This window comes from Alkaliphilus crotonatoxidans (genome assembly GCF_054658015.1).
Window position 1 is genome coordinate 655,025 of the sequence record NZ_BAAHXS010000004.1, and the last position, 22,143, is coordinate 677,167.

Annotated in this window: 22 protein-coding genes and 1 riboswitch; of the genes, 6 read left to right on the plus strand and 16 right to left on the minus strand. The window is 39.9% G+C overall.

Going from position 1 to position 22,143, the window contains the following annotated elements:
* Nucleotides 1-48: 48 nt before the first annotated feature.
* Nucleotides 49-1,215 carry a DUF362 domain-containing protein gene (locus tag ACYQ1I_RS05640; RefSeq protein ID WP_459763224.1) on the minus strand — a complete coding sequence of 389 codons (1,167 nt, stop codon included), beginning with the start codon at nucleotides 1,213-1,215 and terminating at the stop codon, nucleotides 49-51.
* A gap of 258 nt (nucleotides 1,216-1,473) precedes the next feature.
* Here ACYQ1I_RS05640 and ACYQ1I_RS05645 point away from each other — a divergent pair, with 258 nt between their 5' ends.
* Nucleotides 1,474-1,956 (plus strand): ribonuclease H-like YkuK family protein, encoded by a 483-nt coding sequence (locus ACYQ1I_RS05645; RefSeq protein ID WP_459763226.1) that lies wholly within the window; start codon nucleotides 1,474-1,476, stop codon nucleotides 1,954-1,956.
* Here the strand turns inward: ACYQ1I_RS05645 and ACYQ1I_RS05650 are convergent.
* From ACYQ1I_RS05650 to ACYQ1I_RS05665, 4 genes are all read right to left on the minus strand, one after another.
* On the minus strand, nucleotides 1,931-2,629 hold the full coding sequence (locus ACYQ1I_RS05650) for a hypothetical protein (protein ID WP_459763228.1): 699 nt from the start codon (nucleotides 2,627-2,629) through the stop codon (nucleotides 1,931-1,933). The two genes, ACYQ1I_RS05645 and ACYQ1I_RS05650, sit on opposite strands and share 26 nt — an antisense overlap.
* A 10-nt stretch (nucleotides 2,630-2,639) precedes the next feature.
* Nucleotides 2,640-3,320: a fluoroquinolone export ABC transporter permease subunit gene (locus ACYQ1I_RS05655; protein WP_459763230.1), complete on the minus strand. Its 681-nt coding sequence runs from the start codon at nucleotides 3,318-3,320 to the stop codon at nucleotides 2,640-2,642.
* A complete protein-coding gene (locus ACYQ1I_RS05660; protein WP_459763231.1) occupies nucleotides 3,317-4,171 on the minus strand; it encodes an ABC transporter ATP-binding protein in 855 nt (284 codons plus the stop codon). The genes ACYQ1I_RS05655 and ACYQ1I_RS05660 overlap by 4 nt, the downstream gene beginning before the upstream one ends.
* Before the next feature lie 85 nt (nucleotides 4,172-4,256).
* Nucleotides 4,257-4,949, minus strand: a complete 693-nt coding sequence (locus ACYQ1I_RS05665) for a Crp/Fnr family transcriptional regulator (RefSeq protein ID WP_459763233.1) — start codon at nucleotides 4,947-4,949, stop codon at nucleotides 4,257-4,259.
* 93 nt (nucleotides 4,950-5,042) lie between these two features.
* On the opposite strand from ACYQ1I_RS05665, the gene ACYQ1I_RS05670 reads away from it, so the two are divergent.
* The 4 genes from ACYQ1I_RS05670 to ACYQ1I_RS05685 all read left to right on the plus strand — a co-directional run bounded on the left by ACYQ1I_RS05670 (nucleotide 5,043) and on the right by ACYQ1I_RS05685 (nucleotide 8,130).
* Entirely contained in the window at nucleotides 5,043-5,465 is a 423-nt protein-coding gene (locus ACYQ1I_RS05670) for a DMT family transporter (protein ID WP_459763235.1), read from the plus strand.
* An 11-nt stretch (nucleotides 5,466-5,476) separates the two neighbouring features.
* The gene (locus tag ACYQ1I_RS05675; RefSeq protein WP_459763237.1) at nucleotides 5,477-5,938 is read left to right on the plus strand and encodes a DMT family transporter; all 462 of its coding nucleotides are present in this window, start codon (nucleotides 5,477-5,479) and stop codon (nucleotides 5,936-5,938) included.
* Between the two features lie 80 nt (nucleotides 5,939-6,018).
* Entirely contained in the window at nucleotides 6,019-6,708 is a 690-nt protein-coding gene (locus tag ACYQ1I_RS05680) for a YjjG family noncanonical pyrimidine nucleotidase (protein ID WP_459763239.1), read from the plus strand.
* Between the two features lie 243 nt (nucleotides 6,709-6,951).
* Nucleotides 6,952-8,130, plus strand: a complete 1,179-nt coding sequence (locus tag ACYQ1I_RS05685; protein WP_459763241.1) for an iron-containing alcohol dehydrogenase — start codon at nucleotides 6,952-6,954, stop codon at nucleotides 8,128-8,130.
* Nucleotides 8,131-8,424: 294 nt separating this feature from the next.
* Here the strand turns inward: ACYQ1I_RS05685 and ACYQ1I_RS05690 are convergent, their stop codons facing one another.
* From ACYQ1I_RS05690 to ACYQ1I_RS05725, 8 genes are all read right to left on the minus strand, one after another.
* Nucleotides 8,425-9,525 (minus strand): hypothetical protein, encoded by a 1,101-nt coding sequence (locus ACYQ1I_RS05690; RefSeq protein ID WP_459763243.1) that lies wholly within the window; start codon nucleotides 9,523-9,525, stop codon nucleotides 8,425-8,427.
* Nucleotides 9,512-10,051 carry an RNA polymerase sigma factor gene (locus tag ACYQ1I_RS05695; RefSeq protein WP_459763245.1) on the minus strand — a complete coding sequence of 180 codons (540 nt, stop codon included), beginning with the start codon at nucleotides 10,049-10,051 and terminating at the stop codon, nucleotides 9,512-9,514. Before ACYQ1I_RS05695 ends, ACYQ1I_RS05690 begins: the two co-directional genes overlap by 14 nt.
* A gap of 184 nt (nucleotides 10,052-10,235) precedes the next feature.
* Complete coding sequence (locus ACYQ1I_RS05700; RefSeq protein ID WP_459763247.1) at nucleotides 10,236-13,655, minus strand: tetratricopeptide repeat protein; 3,420 nt, start codon at nucleotides 13,653-13,655, stop codon at nucleotides 10,236-10,238.
* Nucleotides 13,656-15,356, minus strand: coding sequence for an Hsp70 family protein (locus ACYQ1I_RS05705; protein ID WP_459763249.1), 1,701 nt, complete (start codon nucleotides 15,354-15,356; stop codon nucleotides 13,656-13,658).
* A 223-nt stretch (nucleotides 15,357-15,579) separates the two neighbouring features.
* Nucleotides 15,580-16,131 (minus strand): DUF1697 domain-containing protein, encoded by a 552-nt coding sequence (locus tag ACYQ1I_RS05710; RefSeq protein ID WP_459763251.1) that lies wholly within the window; start codon nucleotides 16,129-16,131, stop codon nucleotides 15,580-15,582.
* A 180-nt stretch (nucleotides 16,132-16,311) separates the two neighbouring features.
* Entirely contained in the window at nucleotides 16,312-16,884 is a 573-nt protein-coding gene (locus ACYQ1I_RS05715) for a hypothetical protein (RefSeq protein ID WP_459763253.1), read from the minus strand.
* 155 nt (nucleotides 16,885-17,039) lie between these two features.
* Entirely contained in the window at nucleotides 17,040-17,168 is a 129-nt protein-coding gene (locus tag ACYQ1I_RS05720) for a hypothetical protein (RefSeq protein WP_459763255.1), read from the minus strand.
* Between the two features lie 22 nt (nucleotides 17,169-17,190).
* Entirely contained in the window at nucleotides 17,191-17,679 is a 489-nt protein-coding gene (locus ACYQ1I_RS05725; RefSeq protein WP_459763257.1) for a MarR family transcriptional regulator, read from the minus strand.
* A 167-nt stretch (nucleotides 17,680-17,846) separates the two neighbouring features.
* Between ACYQ1I_RS05725 and ACYQ1I_RS05730 the strand changes: the two genes are divergently transcribed.
* The gene (locus ACYQ1I_RS05730; protein ID WP_459763259.1) at nucleotides 17,847-18,425 is read left to right on the plus strand and encodes a cyclase family protein; all 579 of its coding nucleotides are present in this window, start codon (nucleotides 17,847-17,849) and stop codon (nucleotides 18,423-18,425) included.
* Nucleotides 18,426-18,472: 47 nt separating this feature from the next.
* Here the strand turns inward: ACYQ1I_RS05730 and ACYQ1I_RS05735 are convergent, their stop codons facing one another.
* The 3 genes from ACYQ1I_RS05735 to cobT form a co-directional block, all read right to left on the minus strand.
* The gene (locus ACYQ1I_RS05735; RefSeq protein ID WP_459763261.1) at nucleotides 18,473-19,003 is read right to left on the minus strand and encodes a GNAT family N-acetyltransferase; all 531 of its coding nucleotides are present in this window, start codon (nucleotides 19,001-19,003) and stop codon (nucleotides 18,473-18,475) included.
* A gap of 135 nt (nucleotides 19,004-19,138) precedes the next feature.
* Nucleotides 19,139-19,618 carry a hypothetical protein gene (locus ACYQ1I_RS05740; protein WP_459763263.1) on the minus strand — a complete coding sequence of 160 codons (480 nt, stop codon included), beginning with the start codon at nucleotides 19,616-19,618 and terminating at the stop codon, nucleotides 19,139-19,141.
* A 1,110-nt stretch (nucleotides 19,619-20,728) separates the two neighbouring features.
* The gene (gene cobT / locus ACYQ1I_RS05745; protein ID WP_459763265.1) at nucleotides 20,729-21,778 is read right to left on the minus strand and encodes a nicotinate-nucleotide--dimethylbenzimidazole phosphoribosyltransferase; all 1,050 of its coding nucleotides are present in this window, start codon (nucleotides 21,776-21,778) and stop codon (nucleotides 20,729-20,731) included.
* Nucleotides 21,779-21,920: 142 nt separating this feature from the next.
* Nucleotides 21,921-22,099, minus strand: a riboswitch (cobalamin riboswitch).
* Between the last annotated feature and the right edge of the window lie 44 nt (nucleotides 22,100-22,143).

The window sequence follows — 22,143 nt, forward strand, 5'->3', positions numbered from 1 at the left end:
ATAGTTAGCTTTGAGTGATGTTTTCCTCTGCCTCGCTTCATCTAGGTGCTATCTGTATCTTCCCCGGTAAAGGCTTGTAATAATTTTAGCCAGAAAATTTTGTCTTTTTAAATTAACTGCCTGGTGCATACACAGTTCATGACAGCACATACATTCTATACAGGCTTGATAATTTATTTGTTTTGTGGATTGACTAATGGCCTCGACTGGGCAGCTTTCTACACAAACATTGCAATTCTTACATTTCCGAATATCTACCTCCGGTTGGGTTTTTAGAAAATCAATAACCTTTACTACCATTCGGTCGTTATGCCTTTTAGTGCTTCTAAAACGTTTTGGCAGCTTAAAATCTTTGAGCCGGGGTATTTCTTCATAATCACCCAAAAGAGTAATATCCTTAAGCTTGCCTTTCCCCAGGCCACGTTCCTGGGCAGCCGATAAAATAGGTACATCCGTCAAATCCATTCCAATCATTTTGGCGGCTACGACATCCAATGCCAGGGGGTCCGGACTGATTAATATCTTATTTGCCTGATAGACCTCTCCCGCTGTGGGCCCTTCCCCCTGCATAGCTTGAATACCATCCATAATATGTAGACTGATTTTAATAGCCTGGTGAATATCTGCAATGATCTCACCAAAATCTCGAGGATCAGGAGCCATTTTATGATATCGTGCCTTTCTTAACCCTGGTATACAACCAAAGACATTTTTAACAGCTCCAGTAAAAATGGCCGCTGAATGGGTTTTAAGCTTAGGTAGATTAATCACCACATCTGCTTCAAATATGGGCTTTGCAAGGTACATTTTTTCCTCACTGCCGCTTTGAGGGGTTACCGCCACAACCCCTTCGGTATCAAGGTTTTTAATTTCAGCACCCTCTTCCCTGGCCACTGCCTCATAGCCAGAGACCCTAAAGCTTTGGGCCGTCGGTGCAATTCCTGCGATGGCACCGCCAGAGCTGTCGCCAATCCACACAGTACAGCCCTGCTCCTTTAAAATTCTACTTACTGCCCGAACAAGCTGGTAATGGGTTATGGCACCAGAATCCGGCGGCTTGGGCCCAATTAAGTTGGGCTTGAGTAATACTGTATCTCCCGGCTTACAAAACTGCTCCCATCCCCCCAGGGCCGCTATGCCATTGTTAAGCTTTTCAATCAGGCCTTCTAAAGTATAATTTGAATACTCGTGAACGACAACCTTACTCAACTCCATCTACCCCTTCCCGTGGTTCAGATTTTTTCTTTATGCAGACATTCTACAGGCTTGAAAAATTTTCCTTCTTTCCGGCTTCACTTTTATTTATTTCTCATAGATAGTTTGGCCTGGTGGGAAAATATTAAAATATTTTGCGGCTTCACCAATATTTAACCGAAGCTTAAAATGTTCTTAATGCCATGAAGATGGAAAAGGTGAACCAAAGGGGTATAATATCAATATGATGGATAACAAAAGTTCTTGGAGGTGTATAGAATGAAAAGTATGACCTATGGAGAGCTGACGCTTCAAGAGGTATGTGAAAAAATTAAGGAATACACTGGCAAGGATTTAAATGGAAGCTATGTTGTTTCAATTGGAACCGACTCCCAAAGCTACGAGGGACTGACCAAAATGGTCTCTGTTATTACCCTGGTACGAAAGTCTAAGGGCGGCATTTTTTTCTATGATATAAAAAAGCTGAAGTTAATCAAGGATTTACGACAAAAGATATTTGCCGAGACCCAGTATAGCCTTGAATTGGCTGGAAAGGTCTCTAGCTTTATTGAAAAAAACAATATTCATGCCACCCTTGAGGTCCATGTAGATATCGGTGAAGGTGGCGACACCAGATATTTAATTAAGGAAATTGCCGGTTGGGTAACTGCCATGGGTTTTAAATGCTGTATTAAGCCCGATTCCTATACCTCCTCTGGTATTGCCGATAAGCTGACTAAACGGGGGAATCGAGTCGGGTAATTCCCCATAAGCACACTAAATGAATCAGAAGGGCCATTACGATTGATTGGGTACTAAAGCTGACAATCAATCTGGTTACCCAATAAAATGGTGTTATTGCAGCTATCATACTGAGCCACTTCACTTCAAAAATATCCGCCAGGGCTAGTATATTAAAAATACCAAATCCCTTGGAATAGGTTAATCCTTGAACCTTATCGGCCGCCAGGGTATATAAGAGATAGGCAATTATGATTCCCTGTAAGCCTGTTAAAATACAAATCAATAACAATCGCAGCAGCTCCATTTTATAAATGCCTAAAATTGAGTAAGCTGCCAATGGGTAGACCAAGCTGGCAATGAAGGGCAGCAGCAATCTATTTAGAAGATAGCCCCGATAGCCAATGGGTGTTATTTTTATCAGCTCCTGAATTTTTGAATCCCTTTCATCTATCATCAGAAAGCCTGAAACAGTCCCCAGCATCAGGGGGGTCACCAGTATACTAAGGGCTAATATATATCCATAGTATTGCGTTAAATCTAAGCCGAAGGACACATTAAGGATAGGTGTTAGAAAAACAGTGAGCAATTTAAAGGTGATGGCTACTATTAAGGGCAATATAAAGAAAAGGATTAGAATTGGGTCCCTGACAATCATTTTTAGATCAGCCTTTAAAGAAGTAGTGTTCAACATATTGCGCCTCCTATATATTTTTAATGAAGTGCTTCTCTACCTTAAAAAAGGTAAAGAGGTTAATTGCTGCTAAATAGATAATATCGGCCATTAAACCAAGCCGTGATATTCCATTAAAGGCCCCGTAGATTAAATTGAAGCCCCCTACACTGGGAAGCAGCCTTAGCATCCATAGATTGGGGAAGGTATAGTAAATTAATGTTGGAATGATTAAAGCCAACATATAGGGCATCATTTTGATCAGGTATTGATTGATACTATGGCAGCCCTTTGTAACGATAAACCCATATAATGTAAAGAAGGCAGATGTAAGACTAACACCCAAAAACAATAACGGCCAATTGAAGGATGTGCCGTAGGTCACAAGTGCAATGGCAAAGCTGGCCGCCTCCGCCAGAAGGGCAAGGGAAATGATCTTTGAGACCAAATATTCCCCAGGCCTGAGGGGCGTTACCGTTAAATATTGTAAAACACCCTGTACCTTTTCCAGCATCACAATGCCCCCAATGAAAAAGAAGCCTACAAAGGATGGATCAGTGAATATTACAATGGGAACGGCATAGGAAATCAATCGATTGGGGATTTGCCTCATCATGATCATGTATAGTAATGTTAATACAACATATACAAAGTAAAAGCCCTGCTTAAACTGAAACTTCATATCGGCCTTTAGTGCATTTACGATTCTCATACAAGCTGCCTCCCTGTGAGCTTTATGAAAATATCCTCCAATGTTGCCTCTTGACTGTGGATTGTCTTTATATCCCTTGTCTTTAATATATCGAAGACCCGCTGATTTTCCTTCAATCCCATCATAGGAAACTCCTCTGTTCTGATGCCGTCTCCCCTATAGTACTCGATTTTTACAGTATGGGTACCGTGCTTTATCTTAAGCTCCTTTGGACTGTCGATTACAGGGATTGAGCCTTCCACAATGAAAGCTACCCGGTCGCAAAGCTGCTCGGCCACAGTCATATTGTGGGTCGTCAGGAAGATTGTTTTCCCCTGGGCCTTCATCTCTAAAATCATATTTTTAATAACTTTAGCATTCAATGGGTCTAACCCCGAGGTGGGCTCATCGAAAAAAAGCAATTCTGGATCATGGAGCAGAGAACGTATAAAATTTAAGCGCATTTTCATTCCCTTGGAAAACCCATCTACTTTCTTGTCTTTGTCTGGAAGCAACCCCACCCTTTCTAGCAATTCATCGATCTTCTGGGTACCCTTTTGATAATAGCCTCCTATTAACTGCAAATTTTCTGCTGCCGTCAGCTTTAAATAAAGATTGGGAAAATCAAAGGCCACCCCAATTTTCTCATAGAATTCCTGTCCCCAGTCCTTCCGCTCCTTTCCCATTAATTGTACACTACCCCTGTAGTCCCTTAATAGACCTATCAAAATCCGTTGAGTAGTTGTTTTGCCTGCCCCGCTGGGGCCCAAAAACCCTAGAATTTCCCCCTTTTCGATATGAAAGTCAATTCCCTTTATTACCTTATCAGTGCTTTTATCGTATGAAAATTCCAATCCTGCTACCTTAATCAAGGGCTACACCTCCAAATTTTTTATTACCCCTTAAGAATATCTCGGCCAAGAGGTTCAAGGGGGTTTTTTATCTAATATTAAGCCATTATAGGGTTTTTAGATAAGGATTTTTAGATAATTCCCGAAGCTGGCCCTCGTTTAATATATAGATCGTTTTATTCTGACATTTAATAATCGATTTTGATTCAAGCTCTTTAAATGTTCGATTTAAATGTCTGTAGCTTGTTCCTAAAAATTGTGCAATTTCGTTAAAGGTTGAATTTAGAATAATGTAATCTTGATCTGTCATATGCTCAACTAAATAAGTAGACAGTCTATTGATTAGGGGATAAACAAAGTTGTATGAGCTGTTATTGATGGTGGCATAAAGCTTTTCACTTAAGGATTCTATTAAATGGTGTAAAAAATTTATATTGTCTAAATATTGCTCCCTAATCACTGCCGTGGGAATGGCAATTAAAAAGGTATCTTCTACAGCATCAATGTTACAGCGTACAGGATTATTTTTCAAGAGTTCTATGTCTCCTATTACATTAAAATCTTGATAAAACTTCAACAGCATTGATTTACCGTTTTCAAAAAGATAAAAAACTCTAACCTTCCCCTCCACCAGAAAATAATAATATTCCAGTTTTGTCTCTGCTTTTAAAATTGATTCTTCCCTCTCATAAAAATGAAGCTGTGCATGTTGTAATATATTATTCTCTCCAAATTTTTCTTCTATTTTATGTTTTTCTATATAATTACCTAAAAGGGCTTTGTTAAAAATTTTTTTCATTATTCTTCTCCTAACCTGACATATGTCATATTTAACTTTATAAAAATATCATATTTTATTTATAAAGCATTGTAAAGCACAGGAGGGTTTTCTATGTATAAAAGCTTAGGTTTTATCAATGGTATGATCCTTGCCGTCATGGTTTTTCTAAATGGTATGCTGACCAGTATAACAGGCCCTTATTTGAGTACCCTGATATTTCATATATCAGGTTTGATATTAATTATAATGATATCTGTATTGAAAAAAAATAAGCTTTCTAATTTCAAGGATATACCCCTTATGTTTTTTCTACCAGGTATTCTAGGGGTAATTACAATTCTTTTAAACAATATCGTAATTCCTCAAATAGGAATCACCCTTGTTACTGGAATTAGCTTATTTAGTCAGCTGGTTATGTCTAGCCTGGTGGAGTGCTTTGGATTGTTTGGAACGCCCCAGGCTGGATTTAAGAAAGAAAAAATGCTAGGCTTCACCATTATTTCGCTTGGAGTAATGCTGATGATTATTTTATAAGGAGGGAAAAAATGATTTATCTATTTCTTTCGTGTTTAATTGGCGTTTCAATTGTTATTAATATGATGTTAAACGGTAAGCTGGCCCAAAGGATTGGTATGATTAATGGGGTGATCATTAACTTTTTAATGGCTACAATCACTTCTGCTTTTTTGTGCGGCATAATGATAAAATCTATGCCGTCTTACTCAACCTTAAGAGCTGTTCCTCTACCCTATTTTTTGGGAGGTTTTATAGGGGTTTTAACCACCTATCTGTTTAACCTAATTGTACCTAAAATTCCTGCGGTATATGTGGTGATACTTCGCTTTATTGGTCAAATGCTTGCAAGTGCAACGATAGATTATTTTTATTTAAATGTTTTTTCTAAGGGTAAGGTAATCGGCTCCCTGTTATTTCTTTTAGGCCTTGTCTTAAATGCGAGGGTTGACAATGCAGCTAAGAAAGGATACCAAGCTGTATTAGATCATTAAGGTTTATGATGTCTTTCAATATAAGACCACCATAAAAAATATGCTATAATTAGTAAAACAGCTAATATGGGAGGATCACTATGAAGTACGAAATTGTAATATTTGATGCCGATGAGACTCTTTTTGATTTTAAAAAATCTGAAAGGGATGCATTGGAAAAAACCATGCTTGAATTCAATATTGATTATGATGAATCCCGCCATTTGACTATTTATCAGGGAATCAACAGCGTCATTTGGCGGGAGCTTGAAAACGGCCTGATCACCCAGGAGGAGCTAAAGATAGAAAGATTTAAACGATTGGCCCTAAGCCTGGGGGCCAATTTTAATGTGGCTCAGTTTGCCGCCGCTTATCTAAGGCATTTATCCAGAGCCTCTTTTTTATATGAGGACGCCGTCAGGCTGATTGAAGAGCTGCATGGAAAGTTTAGGCTTGGAATTATTACCAATGGCTTGAAGGATGTTCAGCACCATAGAATCCGGCAATCGATCATTGGTAAATACTTTGAAGACATTGTTATCTCTGAAGAGGTTCAGCTATCGAAGCCAGACCCTGGAATTTTCCAATTGTTTTTTAACAGGATTCGCTACATCGATAAGGAACGGGTATTGATGGTAGGTGACAGCCTGACCTCTGATATCCAGGGGGGAATTAACTTCGGCATTGACACCTGCTGGTTTAATCAAGACAGAAAGATTAATCAAACCAAAATACGACCCACCTATGAAATTTCAAGCTTAATGCAGTTAAGGGATATCCTTGGGGGATAGCCGCCGGTTATTTAAAGGGATACTTCATGTTCTACAAGCTTCTGCTTTCATCCATTATTTCCATCACAACCATTGACATGAGAGGATATCGGCTGAAATTCAAGCTATTCATGCTTTCACCCTCCAACCAATTATTTTTGGTATAATCTATCAAATAAGTATAACTTTACTACTGTTTATGATAACATTATACTAATAAGTTTTATTTTCAATAGACCTTACTATAATGAAGGGGGTATTTCTATGAGGTTTAACTATCATATACCAACAAAAATTTTATTCGGGCCCGGTAAGCTCAATTCCCTTGCTAAGGAAAATCTTCCGGGAAACAAGGCATTGATTGTCATTTCAGCAGGGGGTTCAATGAAAAGGAACGGCTATTTAAACCGTGTGGTAGAGATTTTAAACACCAAGAAAATAGACCATGTAGTATTTGATAAAATACTGCCTAACCCAATTAAATCCCATGTGATGGAGGGTGCGGCCCTTGCCAAGGCCCAGGGCTGCGATTTCGTTATTGGTTTAGGCGGGGGCAGCAGCATTGACTCGGCAAAGAGCATTGCAGTCATGGCCAAAAACCCTGGGGACTATTGGGATTATATTAGTGGTGGAACAGGAAAGGGACAACCCCTTGTGAATTCTCCCCTGCCCATTGTGGCCATAACCACCACTGCCGGTACGGGTACAGAAGCAGACCCATGGACTGTTATTACCAAGGAAGAAACCAATGAAAAAATTGGTTTTGGTACTGAAGATACATTTCCTGTGTTGTCGGTGGTTGACCCGGAGCTAATGCTGACAGTTCCACCCCAGCTTACGGCCTTTCAAGGCTTTGATGCCCTTTTCCATGCAACAGAGGGCTATATTGCCAACATTGCTACTCCTATCAGCGATGCCTATGCTCTAAAGAGCATTGAGCTAATTGCCAAATATCTACCAGCCTGTGTTAAGGACGGCAGCAATATCGAAGCCCGTACCCAGGTGGCCCTGGCCAATACCCTTTCAGGTCTTGTAGAATCTACATCAAGCTGTACCTCTGAGCATTCCATGGAGCATGCCCTTAGTGCCCATTACCCCAAGCTACCCCATGGTGCAGGATTAATTATGCTTTCAGAGGCATACTATACATTTTTTGCAGACAAGGTACCTGACCGATTAACCCACATGGCCAGAGCAATGGGGGTAGATGTCGCTTCAATGGACGAAGCTGAAAGACCCATGGCCTTTGTCAAGGCTCTGGTACAGCTTCAAAGGGATTGCGGTGTGGCGGCGCTTAAAATGTCTGATTACGGGATTCAAAGAGATGATATTCCCGCCTTGGCAGAAAATGCCCACCGAACCATGGGCGGTTTATTTAAGCTGGACCGATATACCCTATCCCTAGAAGAAACCATTGAAATTATGAACCGTGCCTACCAATAAATAAAGCTAAATAGACAACAATAGACAGAAACAGGGGGCCCTAGTAGGGAATCCCCTGTTTTATTTATATCCTTGTCATGGTCGATTGAAACCCGCCGCCCTCGTAGTTAAAAACCCAGTGGCCTCTGGATGTCTCAAACCCCTTTTATATCTATATAGGGCATCCTTTAAAAATTGAAGTCCCTCTTTCAAATGAATCTTTGCACCTAGTAACTACTACCAGCTGCATTTTTATAGCAAGATTCTAAAGATTTTTACTTTACCTGCTTTAAGGTGCTATTTTGGCTTATTAACCTAATCTAGTTCTATCATCATTCCTGTTACAATACCATTGGCATCTATAGACAACTGAATGGCTTTTCGCTTGTTATCATTTTCCTCTACAGCCACAATTTTTGATGTTTTCCCATCCTCAAATAATGTATCAATATTCATGGCGATTCGAGCGCCTTCATACTCGTAAATTGCCCGGCCACTGTTATCGTAGGTTACCTCCTTAATTGATTCGGGTATCACCTTTCCACTGGCTGCTTCCCCTTCCCAATCTATTAATTCTTCTTCCCTGGAAGAGCGCTCTTCAGGCTCTTTTAATAAATTCTTTAGGTAGGCCTCTGCCTTTTCATGGTCAGCCTTTTTAGAGTCCAGGGGTAAGTCAAAGATGACATTGGCCCCTTCATAGTCAGCCTTTGGCGTAATTTCACCTGTTGCTTCGTTATAGTCGAAGGCATTAATATCGTAAAAGCTACTGGTGCTGATTGCAAGGTACAGCCCCCTGTCAGCAAACATTTCAATATCATCACACTCTATCAGGCGATACATAATACCATCGGCAACAAATTCACTGTAGCCCCCATTCATGCTGGCTATATTTACCTGCCATGGTTTTTGGCCCTTGATTAACGGAGAAACGAAAAAGGGTACCTCTCCATAGGCTTCGTCCTGGCTGCCAGGCATTTGGCGGCCATCCTGCCGGGCAATGGAAACAACGGCATAGGTTCTTTCGGGGTTAATTCCCTCGGACGTCATTTGAAAATCACTTAGTCCTTCCCCCGAGACAATGCCCATCAAGGTAAAGATGTATTCTCCTGAGGTAGCCGATTGATTAACTTTAATGGCCCCTTCTTCTTGAAAGGCTTGGGCCAAAGTAACATTCTCCAGCTGTTCGGCAACCTCCACCGGACTAAGCAATTGCCAGGCTGCAAAGGCGGTTACCGACATCGTTAAGGCAACTGTAGCTGCAATTAATGGTATAGACAATCTTTTTTTATGTACAGACTTCATTTTTTCATTCTCCTTTAACTGATTTAATATTTTTTCATTTAACTCTATGCTTGGCTCTAGGTTGGAATAAAGGGCTTGCCTTAGGCGTTGGTCAAATCTATTAAAATCTTTCATATTTCCCAGCCTCCATTTCTAACTTTTTCTTTAAGGCCTTACGGGCCCTGTGGAGTCTACTTTTTACGGTTCCTACGGGTATTTTCAGGGCCGAGGCAATTTCTTCGCTGCTCATTTCTGCCGTATAGTACATATACAGCGGTATTCTTAGTTTTTGATCCAGCTGATGGGCTGCATTTTGAATCAAGGCTTTATCTTCATTGGAAACAGCAATATCCTCTGGTCCCGGCTGATTTTTAAAGTGGTCATTGTGGCTTGCCTCACCCTGAAGCGCTTCCATTGGTGCAATTCTTTGCCTTCGGGCATATTTTCGACGGTTATTTTTCCAAAGGCCCGCTGCAATGGCAATTAAAAAACCCTTGGGATTATGATTTTTATCGATTTTATGACAAAGCTCCATGGCCTTAAGGAATGTTTCTTGATACAGATCATCGGTATCGGCCTGGCTTCCAGTTAACCTGTAGCAAAATCCATAAACGGCCTTACCATAAAGCTCCACCAGCTCCCTTATCTCTACAGCATCCAACTGACACCTCTCCTTTCAGCATAAAAGTCCTCCCTTCTTATTTGTCTTCACTTATATATTGTCATATCTCTTTAAATGGTTCCCCTAAAAGCAAATAAAAAGTCTGCGGCATATTTTCAAGTGAAGATAGAAACATGCTACAGACTATTATGCGATATAGGTTGTTGAATCAATTTTTTCAGCCTTACACCCTTTTGATCAATTCCTGTTTAACTCTTAATGCCTCTTTATAATCAGGCGATATGGCTAAAAGCTGATTGGCTGTTGCCAGGGCCTCCCTGTACTGTTTTTTATCCCTTAAAATTTTCACCTTCAGCTCCAGCAGGTATGTCTCATTTGGAGCGATTTCAAGGCCGCTATGGCAGAAGCGTTCTGCCTCTTCAAGGTTATTCAGCTTGTAATAGGCCCAAGCCTTGTTACAATGGGCAAGCATGTAATCAGCCTTGATAGCCATTGCCCTATCACATTCCTCTATACACCCTTGGTATTGGTCAAGATTATAAAGGGCGTAGCTTTTATTGATGTAGGCTGTGACGAATTTAGGATCAAGCTCAATAGCCTTATCAAAGTAGGCCAGGGCCTCTTTATAGGCATTTAATTCATTTAATTCGTAGCCGGCCATATTATAGTAGGGCCCATAGGTGGGGTCATATTCAATTGCTTTTTTATAGGCCTCAAGGGCTTCCTGGTGACGCCTCATTTTTGCCAATATATCGCCCTTATTCTGATATAATACATCCAGCTCGCCACGCATCAATTTAATCTCTTCCTCAACCTCCCGCAAGGCTTCTTTATATCTTTTTGATTCCTTTAAAATTCTGTATTTAAGCTGAATGAGATTAATGTAACTACTATCAACGGCAAGGCCCTCCCGGCAGACCCTTTCAGATTCCTCCTTGTGGTTTAACAGGTATAAATCCCAGGCCTTATTTCGATAGGCATCCATGTAGGTTGGGTTGATTTTTAAGGCTTTATTACATACTTCAATTGCCTCTTCATGCCTTTTCAGATTACGCAGGGCCAAGCTTTTGCTAACATAGGCCCTCACCATTTCCGGCTCTAGCTCAATTGCCTGATTGTAGTATTCTATTGCCTGCTCATATTGCTCCAGCTTTAACAGGGCTTGCCCCGCATCATAATAATGGGAAGCACAATCACCGTCTAGCTTAATGGCCTGCTTAATTTCCCTCAGAGCTTCTCGATACAGCCCTTGATCCAATAAGACATAAGTCAGCAGGCTCCATAGGCTTATGTCTCTTCTGTTTATATCAAGCCCTTGACGACAGACCTCTTCTGCTTCCTCCAATTGAGAAAGGCGTCGAAGGGCCTGGGCTTTATTATAATAGGCCCCCATCCGATTGGGCTCTATGACAATTACTTCGTCACAGGTCTTAATACACTCAGTATATTCGCCCAATTGAAATAGACTGTGGGATTTATCGATATAGGTACCCACCATGGAAGGGTCGAGGTTCAAGGCTTGATTGAAATAATCCAGCGCTTCTTTGAATTCACCTATTTCATTCAATTCGCAGCCAACAGCGGCATAGTACGGAGGATGCTTAGGATTCAATTGAATGGCCTTTCGATAAGCCGCAATGGCATGCTGAGGCTTATTTAACCGAGAGAGAATGTCTCCCTTTAGGCAATAAAGCCTGTCACTTTCACCGCCCTGTAAAGCAATGGCCTCTTCAGCAACCTCCAGGGCCTTTTTCCGTTCATCTGCCTCTGACAAACAAACTGCTTTATAATAATAAGCCATTTCATAATGTTGATGGCAGGCAATGGCCTGCTCAAAGCTCTCGATGGCCTCATTATAGTTTCGTTGATAATAATGACACAATCCTCTGTAATAGTAGGCCTCATGATTTTTTTCATCCAGCTCCAGAGCTTCATTACAAAGCTGAATAGCCTCTGGATATTGCCCCTTCAATCTGAGTACATTAGCCCTTTCATTGACTAGCCGACTATCCCGCAAATCGTATTCCATGGCGCTTCGATAGGTGGAAAGGGCCTCATCGTATTGCCCCACTGCAATAAACAGCTTCATTTTAATTACATAAACCTCTTCTAAATATGGATTTTTACTTCTTGCCTCCTCACAGGCTTCAAAGGCTTCCTGATACAACCTTAGCCCCAGCAGGGTTTCTGCTTTATTTTTATAGGCATGGGCACTGGCTGGGTTTAAGGCGATGGCTTGGTTAATCCATTCCAGGGCTTCGGCATGTCTATTCAGCTTATTTAAAAGATAGGCTTTATTGTTATAGGAGACTTCATCCTTTGGATTCAATTCAATGGCTTGATCATAATATTGAATGGCCTCCTCTAACCTTCCTAATTGATCTAAGATGTATGCATAATAAAATGCGATATTATAGTCATGGGGGAAGAGTTTTTTACCCATCATGACCTTTGAATAGGCCAGCTCTTTTTTGCCCAGGCCCAGCAATACTCTTAGCAGCAGCACATAGTTCCGGCTGTTTAGCAGCCCCTGGGAATCCAGACTTTTTAATAATTCGTAGGCTTCCTCCAGACGGTTGTTATCTAAATAGGCCTCTGCCAGCCTTCCCTTTAATTCAATATCATCTTGATTGATGACCGCCTGCTCAATCAGGTATTCTAAATGAAAGGCATTGGCTGAATGATACAGTACCCAGATATCTCTTCTGTAGGGCAGCTTATTTCTTAAAATACTAAGGTACTCCAGTGCCTCCTCATATTTCTCAAGATAAGTGCAGCACTTCCCCAGCGAGATCAATAGATCCGTATAGTCGGGTTGTATGGTAAGGGCCTCTTTATAATCTTCATAGGCCTTCGTTAAGCTGCCGATTCTTACATATAGGTTCCCCCTCATAATATAGCCAAAAAAGTTACCGGGGTCTGCCTCTAGCTGATTTGTCAGAAGACGACAGGCTTCTTCAACTTTTCCGCACTCCATTACATACCTTGCCTGTAATAGCTGTAAATCTGGGTGACCCGGGCAAATTTCCTCTGCATCCTTCAAGGCCTTTCCTGCATGATAAAGATCCACCTCATCTAAGGAACGCCTGGCATAATGGTATGCTTCGATAAATTCATCCGCCCGTTCTGACGAACTTAACAGCGACTCGTAATGGAAGAAGTCATCGTTTGAGGCCTTATATATGATAAAGTCAATAAAGTTCTTTGGATACCCTTCAAAGAGCTTATCTCGTTTACTGTTCCAGGAGAAATGGTCGTCAAGGAGCTTCCATATCTGATGGGGTAGCTGGTAATGATCCATTAGAAAGGAGAGTATTTTGTGCATAGCCTCCTGACCGGTATCGATATTGTAGCAAACATCACGCTCCAGCAGGGCTTCCCAGTGCTGGACATTAATTCTTTTTTCAAAGTTTAAATAGGTATCCTCGACATCCTTCATAAATTGGTCAACTGGCGACAGGGGAGCCTCTAAAGGGGCTTCCTCCTTTGCCCGTTTTATGGCCTCCTCATAGGCCGCCCTAAGGGCTTGAAAGCCATCGGGGTCCTTTTCTGGGGAATATACCTTTAGCATTTTAGCATAGGCCCCCTTTATTGCTCTTATATCCTTAGTCGGCTCAATGCCCAGCCTTTGAAAGGAATCCATTTAAAAGTCTCCCCTTTCCTCTATTGTATCCAGTAAATCCTTTAGCTTTTTTCTGGTTTCCTGAATCAGCTTTGAATCCTGTTTATTCAGCACATCTTCAAACTCCCTTAGACCCCGGCCGATTTCATACCGAATCTGCCCGATATTTTCTTCATATAATCGCTCACCTCTGGCCAAAATCAGGGTATTTTCATGTTTATCTCTGGGATGTATTTTCAAATGGGCCAAGGCCTCCATTGATTTAGTGATTTCTTCCTGGGTCATGCTGTTGGGCTCTTTTTCTATAATGATGCTTTTGGATAATCCGGTCGAAACCACCTTCACCTCTACTTCAAGTATACCGTTTATATTATAGGTGAATCTCACATCAACTGCCTCTTTTCCCCCGGGCTGGGCGGGCACGGGGATATTTAGCTCGCCAAGGTAGATGTTGTCCTTCGATAATCGGGATTCCCCCTGTAAAATATCGATATTAATACTCTTTTGATAATCGTGTATGGTATAAAGGCGTTCAACCTTACTGACGGGAATGGTGGTATTTCTCTCTATAATGGGAAGAAAATGCCCTGGTTCATGATAGCCCTGGGCCCTTCTGACCGAAATACTGGTACCCAGGGTATAGGGGCAAACATCGGTTAAAATGACCTCGTCAATCTGGGCATTTTGACCCTTTAAAGCCGCCTGAATACCTGCCCCAAGGCCTACCACCTCATCGGGATTAATGTTAATGTAAGCCAGCTTGCCGAATAGCTTGCTTACAAAGGAACGTATCAATGTCAGCTTGGTGGCCCCTCCTACCAAAAGAATCGCCTCAATGTCTGTAAGTTTAAGGGAAGCATCATGCAATGCCCGCTCAACCGGAGTCCTTAATCTTTGAAATAATGTTTTGGAAGCCCTCTCATATTCATCCAGGCTAATATCAAGCGATAGCATCTCTCCCTTTATGGACGAAGTAATGCTAACCACCTTATTCTGGTTAAAGGCCCTTTTGGCCACCTCTGCCTGCTTTTTCAGCATGGCATGCTCTTTACGGCTCAACTGACCAAGGGTGAGCTGATGATGCTTTAGAAATAAGTTTACCAATATTTCTGTAAAGTCTTCTCCCCCTAAGTAGTTATCGCCGGCTACGGCCCTTACCTCCATGACATTGTCAAAGAGCTCCAGAATCGAAACGTCGAAGGTGCCGCCCCCCAGGTCAAATACAAGAAACTTTGTATCGGCGTTTTCCAGGTGGAGGCCATAGGCAATGGCCGCAGCTGTTGGCTCTGTCACCAACCGTTCCACCCGCAGGCCTGCCAGCTCACCTGCTCTTTTGGTTGCCTTTCTCTGTACATCACTAAAATATGCCGGTACGCTGATTACCGCCTCATCAACAGGTACACCCAGGTAATGCTCGGCATCCTCCTTTAAGGCCTTAATAATCAATGCCGATAGTTCCTCGGGTAAAAACTCCCTTGTGCCCAGCTTGTATAGCTTTTTGGTACCCATACTTCTTTTAAAAACAGAAGCACTTTGTTCGGGATGGGTAATTTGTCGTTCCTTAGCAATTTGTCCTACTAAAATTTCACCTTGATCATCTATACTTACAACCGAGGGTGTAAGATTTTCTCCTAAGGAATTTGGTACGATTTTAGAAACGCCGTCGGCCCAGTAGGAGACCAGACTGTTGGTGGTTCCCAAATCAATTCCTATAATTGCCATATATGTCCCTCCTAAAATGATAGTACTATTATGTATTGTGTATGTATTGAAATATTAATTATAAATCTTAACCTGACTGCCTGGGCCTTAGAATTTAAGGTATTAAATTATTCTATACGATGTAGTATGCTCCCTTTAAATATGCTAAAAGAATACAAAATAGTATTATAGCCCTATAAAGGGTACCCGACAGTATGGCAGCCCCGACAGTAGAATCACGGTATTATTCCAGTTCTTTTGTATCCTGCATGATGTCATAGATTTTTCGAGTCGTATTGACATTTCGAATGGTCATTTTTTTATACAGGTTTGTCCCTACCAGCTTTGATAGGCCGCTTCTGGTAACATTCCTTTTATCAACAGACCATAGAATGGCCCCTGGAGTATAGAGAACCGTGTCAATTTCAGGCTTGATTGTCAACTCATTTAGTATCGCCCCTTGATCAATTTCTTCCCATAAAAACAATACATCGCATTTCATTTCCTTATCATTTTTCCAGGTTGTTGGCAGTATTTTTATCATATCTTTAAAATCGTCTATACTTCGTATCAATACCATTATTTCCAACTGAAAGTAATGTAATATAACCTCCTCAAGTATGCCGGCTATCTCTGCTTTAGTCCGCTGATTATCTATGAAAATTACATTTCCTGAATTAATGTATGTGCTGACAGACTTCATTCCAGCCTCCATAAAGGCTTCCTTTAGCCGCTTCATGTCAACCTTGTTCTTTCCCCCTACATTGATTCCCCGCAGTAAAGCAACATAGATCATTGGTTTTCCTCCCTTAACCTGATTAATATCCGTTTTATTTCCTCTAATACCTATCAACAACCTTAACCCTAGAATATCATTCGCTGCTTTAGTGTCGAAACCCTCCTTCGGGGGAATGACCGATATTTGGCTCTAAAAAAGCTCCCACCATAGGAAGGATGGGAGTTTTGGGACTTAATTCTATACCGACATATCGAAGGTAGATATCTTTCTCATTGTTTTATGGCTGTTAAAGGCTTCTCTTTGCTCTTTACGCCTTTTGGCTTCTTCCTTTCGATCTTCCTTTATATCATTGGGCAAGGCTTGATATTCCCTGGTCTTCTTAAATTCTCTAGTTACATTGTCATAGGCCTTGACCAATAACTGCTTATCGGGATCCTTTGAATGAATCATCGATGTGGCTTGATGATAGGCTTCTTCTACTTCCTTTTTCGATCTACATTGCTTTAGTCTGGTTTCCAGTAATTCCCTCTGCACTTGAACCCTTTTAACGCGAAAGTACATTATAGGGTTTGTTCTTTGAAGGTAGCTCATCTCTCGCTCTGATAATTTGTCCCCCCGTTTGATCTTTTCATTTAGCTTAGCTTCATAGGCCATTTTTTCTTCTTCCGACTTAAAATTTGTTCCCTCCATGGCCTCTCTGAACATTTCCAGAGTTGATTTTTCTTGATCCTTTGAACTTTGCTCGGTTTTATTTGGAGTCTCCTTGTAATATAGGTTGTTTAATGCATTCTTTAAAGTAATCATCTGCATACCATTCACCTCGAATTCGTTCTGTTTTTTTTAATAATGGTTGTATATAAAATATATCGGTCAAAATCCTCGATTGTTCAACCCCAAATCTGAATTTAAGAGATTGCCTGTTGAATATAAGAGCCTTGCATAGCCTTCTTATCTCCATTTTAGTTTTACAGCCTTAAGCTGCTCTCTGAGGATTTAAACAAAATCAGGCTGATCGGCATATGCTTAATGATCACAGGCATTGTTACCCTCAGCCTGGCATAAATAATACAGCAGGCAGCCCTTGGTTTTGACAAGGCCTGCCTGCTGTTCCTATCATCATAGTTCCTTTATAATATCGTCTAAAAAACGATAAATGACATCTAGCTCCTGCTTATCATATTTACTAAAAATTTTTACTAGCCTTTCCTCTTCTATTTCATGTAGTTTTCGATGTACCTCAAATGCTTCCTTTCCAATGGGCGTTAAGGAATAGTAGATTTCTTTTTTATTATTTTCCAATCGGTTTCCTTTAATTAGATTTTTTTCCATCAGCTTAGCCGTAAGCTTTGAAATGGCACCCTTGGTCATATTTAATTCCTTGGCTATAAATGTAGCATTCGGTAATGAGTGCTTACCGATACAGTCTATTATATGAAACTCTGAAAGCAACAGGTTCTTTTCGTATATATGCTTATAATCATATTGAATTAATAATTCTTTAAAGGATTGCTCATGTAGCGCTTCAAAACTTCTTAAATAGTCAATGACTGATGCCATTTTATTAATCATTTTGTTTTTTTCTAGTTCAGTGAATTTTTTCTTCATAACACTTACTCCTTGCCTTTAGTTTCCTGGGAAATATCTATATTATAGCATTTTTAATCTCAAAATATCAATCATTCGACAAATGGTTTACAAGGAAACAATAAAGTGATATGATAACGGTAATAATTGTTTCCTCGGAAACAAAATTTGAATGGAGGTATAAATTTATGAAAATTGAATTAAGCTATGAGGTAAAAAAAGCCGTAATTGATGATTTGGCAGGGTCAATTTCACAGGTCGGTTCTTCCCTTGATAAGTCTGGCCATATAGGAACCCATTTTGATGTTATGAATGGTGAATTTCCTATTGAAAGCGTAATTACTATGGGGAGAGTATTTGATATCAGCCATATCGCAACGGGAGAGGTAAAGCTTAAGGATGTAGACTTAAGCTCCGTACAGAAAAACGATTTTGTCATGTTTTATTCTGGTATCTTAAAACAGTATGATTATGGCACCATTCCGTATTTTTCTAGCTATATAGAATTGTCTGATGAGTTAGTTGACTATTTGATTCACAAGGAAGTCAGCTTTATTGGAGTCGATATGGCCGGGGCTAAAAAACCTGATAATCACCCCCGTATAGATCAATATTGTGCCGACAGGGGTGTGTTTATTATTGAAAATCTGGACAACTTAGATGTGCTATTAAAAAAAGTACCAGATCAGCCCTTCAAGGTCTATACCTTTCCTGTCAATTGGAAGGGTTTTTCTGGACTTCCCTGCAGGGTCATTGCTGAAATTTAGTTTTAAAGGGGCTCCTTGAAGCGCCCTCTTTCTAAATAGCACCTATTTTAACTTTTTTTAACACTGTAAAGTACATGTCTATATAATTCGCTATTCTTTTCCAGGCGCGGATGATTAAAGTCCTTCACATACCCCATTCCGATCTTTTTCATTACATTTTGTGAGGGTATATTTATTTTTGCAGTGAAGCTGTAAATTTCTTCAAAGCCCAGCTCTTTAAAACCATATTCCAGGCACGCCTTGGCTCCTTCTGTTGCGTACCCCTTGCCCCATGCTTCTTTTTTTAAGCGCCAACCAATCTCTATACAGGGCGTAAAGTCAGCATCAAAGGTTGCCCTGTGGAAGCCGATAAAGCCGATAAATTCTTTATTCTCTTTTACCTCAACGACATACAGCCCAAATTTGTATTCTTGAAATTCCTTGTTAATAGCTTCGTAGAAGGTGTCTGTTTCTTGGGCTGTAAGTGTTTTAGGAAAATATTTCATTACTTTTTGATCTGCATTTAGCCTTCTAAAGGCCTCTAAATCTGATTTTTCCCAATCTCTTAAAACTAATCTGGGGGTTTCAATGTATATCATCCTGTACCTCCTGAACAATTTAATCATTATTTAAAGCTGTACTTTTATTATACTATATTGGCCAAAGGCTTACATCAGCCACTGACTAACCGGGATCTGACAAATATTGATATATTATAAACTATCTTCTTTTTCTTATATTAGTTTTTCAGCAAAATATACTAGGTTAATTTCGGGGAAATAGATAATAACTAACGTATCATTATATTTTACAAACTCTTGCCATATATAATACCTATGAAACTGAGGTCTTTTATTTTCGGGTATACCTAATTCCATTACGATAGTATTAACAAATTGCTCAAGCTCATTATTTCTTACATTTTTAGAATCCCCACTAAGTATTTGTATTTCCCTCGTCCCTTTAGTAGAGCTTGGAATGGAAGATTGTTCCATATTTTTTACTTCAAAAATCGTATATCTTATTCCATCACCTCGAAAACCACGTTTATCTGAAACATGATACATTTCTTTAAAATCTGAAGGTATATCAATTTCCCAAATTAATTCATATATTTTTTCGTGTGAATAATAGATTTTTCCAACATTATAGATGAAAATTGGAGTTAGAATGATTATAATTAATATTACTAAAACTATTATTTTAGACTTCATATACAAGTATTCCCCCTATTTTTTATCAAAGTATCACTAAAATATTTATGTTAATAGCCTAATTTGGACATAAACAAAAATTCAAAAAAGATTTTAACTCTAATAAAAACATTATCAGACCTTCTTACACATTTAGTATATTTCTTTGATTTGGAAATGTAAAGAATCTAATGAATTTTATGGAAGCCAACTGCGTGATAATAGATACAAACCTAAACCTGAATGATTCATAATAATCCATCGATCGTGCTTTTCACCTCATTGTCACTATGTTTTGATTACCTTTACTTTTACCTAAAAGTGAATCTCTAACAATGTAAAAGAGTTCCAACCTTGTTAAAATGAAGTCACTTCTAAAGACCTCTAAATCTAATCTTTTAAAACTAATCTGGGGGTTTCAATGTATATCATCTTGTACCTCCTGAACAATTTAATCATTATTTAAAGCTGTACTTTTATATTAGCATATAGATAAACCTTCATTTCTGATAATAAGCAACATTCCACAGGCCAAAGACCTTTCCCTTACTTTCGCACCACGCAGGGAAGGATAGGCGGGTTTGTTCTCGGTTATATGCTTCCCATGCTTCAATCAGACTGTCGTAATATTGGCATGTTTCAGCTATATTATCTTTACGTGGCCCTTCTCTTAGGCTTTTTATTAGCTTAAATACCTTTCTTAAGGAGTCTTTGGCCTTTTCTATTTCACCGATAAATAAACTCTCAGATAAATGATGGATTTGATAAAATGTTACAATTTATTAAATTTCACCAGCATATCTAGCCATGAGAAAGTCTATTGTACGCTCAACATTTTTTAGATTCAGCCATATTTGATGGTTCTATTGATTATTATTTAACAACCTTATTATGTGAAAACAAGTGAAATTTTCATTTATGGTTAATAAATTCCAGTGTATTTCAACCCTTACCAGCTCCTCAATATATCTTTCCACCGGAATAACAATCTACCATGCTATAACTTTCAGCATAGTGTAGAAGTCATGGAAGCTTAAGTGAAATGGCATTGGTCATTGAAAACCCCATAGTATATTGAGGCTATATGACTTAAAGGTATTGCTGTTTTAACATTTTTAAACTGTAGTAATTCTATATTTCTCCAATGCCTTCTTTAAAGGTAACCATATGATTAATCATGTGACATGCTGCTTCAATAATTGGAAAGACCAGGGCCGCCCCAGAGCCTTCTCCCAAACATAAATCCATGTAGATCATCGGCTGAAGACCTAATAACTGGGAGGCTTTTTTACCACCTATTTCTGCTGATGCATGGGATGGTATCAAATAGTCCTTTACTTTTGGGGCAATTGCTGTGGCTATTAGTGCTGCTGCACTTGAGATATAACCATCCACCACAACCGGTATTCTATTGGCCGCTGCTGCCAGCATGACCCCCGCCATTCCTCCAATTTCAAGACCGCCAACCTTAGCCAGTACATCAATACCATCCGATGGATCAGGTCGGTTTAAAGCAATGGCCTTTTCTATTACTTTGGCCTTGTGCTCAACTCCACCTTCACCAGTTCCAGATCCTCTTCCTGTAATCTCGGTAGGGTTAATTCCTCCAAAGACTGCTACAATTGCAGTACTGGCAGTAGTATTACCGATGCCCATTTCACCGGTTCCCAATAGATTAACTCCCTTTTTAATTTCATCAGTAGCGATTTCAATTCCCACTTCCAAGGATTTTATGGCTTCTTTCCGGGTCATGGCAGGCCCCTTGGTCATATTATCTGTTCCATATTTTATTTTTCTCGCAATTAAACCACTGTTTCGTTCCAGATCTGCCTTTACCCCTACATCTACAGCAACTATTTTGGCCCCTGAAGCCTTTCCCAAGGCGCATACGCCAGTAACTCCTTTGGTAAAGTTCATCGTTTGTATAGCTGTAATTACCTGGGGATTACCAGCCACCCCTTCTTCATACACCCCATGATCCGCCGCCATTACGATAATTGCTTTGTTATCCACTATAGGGTGGATATTTTTGGTAATACCTGCCAGCTGCACCGCTAAATCTTCTAATCGCCCCAGACTCTTTGGCGGTTTAATTAGGTTGTCCACCCTTGTTCTAGCCTTTTCCATCATTTCTTTGTCCAGCGATTCAATCATACCAATGGTCTTTTGCAACAGATTCATAAAATCCTCTCCCTTGTTGAAATTTTATATGGAGTTCTCTTTAATTTAATTATTATAAGTGAGAACTTTTCTATCAATTTAAAAAATAAAAGTCTACAGCTTATTGAAATCACAATAAACTGTAGACTTTTCCATCATCCACGTTTCATAAAGTATATAGGCAGGTCTCCTGACTCTGGTTCTTTGCTCACTGAGCCTTCCCAGATAAATATCCGGTGGCGTTTTTCAGTAAAGCTCCCCATCACAGTGGTGGGTCCGTTGAAGATTTACACTTCATTCCCTATTCTCCTCAAAAGAGGCACCTATTACTTTCTTTTTATTTTTCATCTATATCATATAACATATGGAATTTATCGTCAATGGAT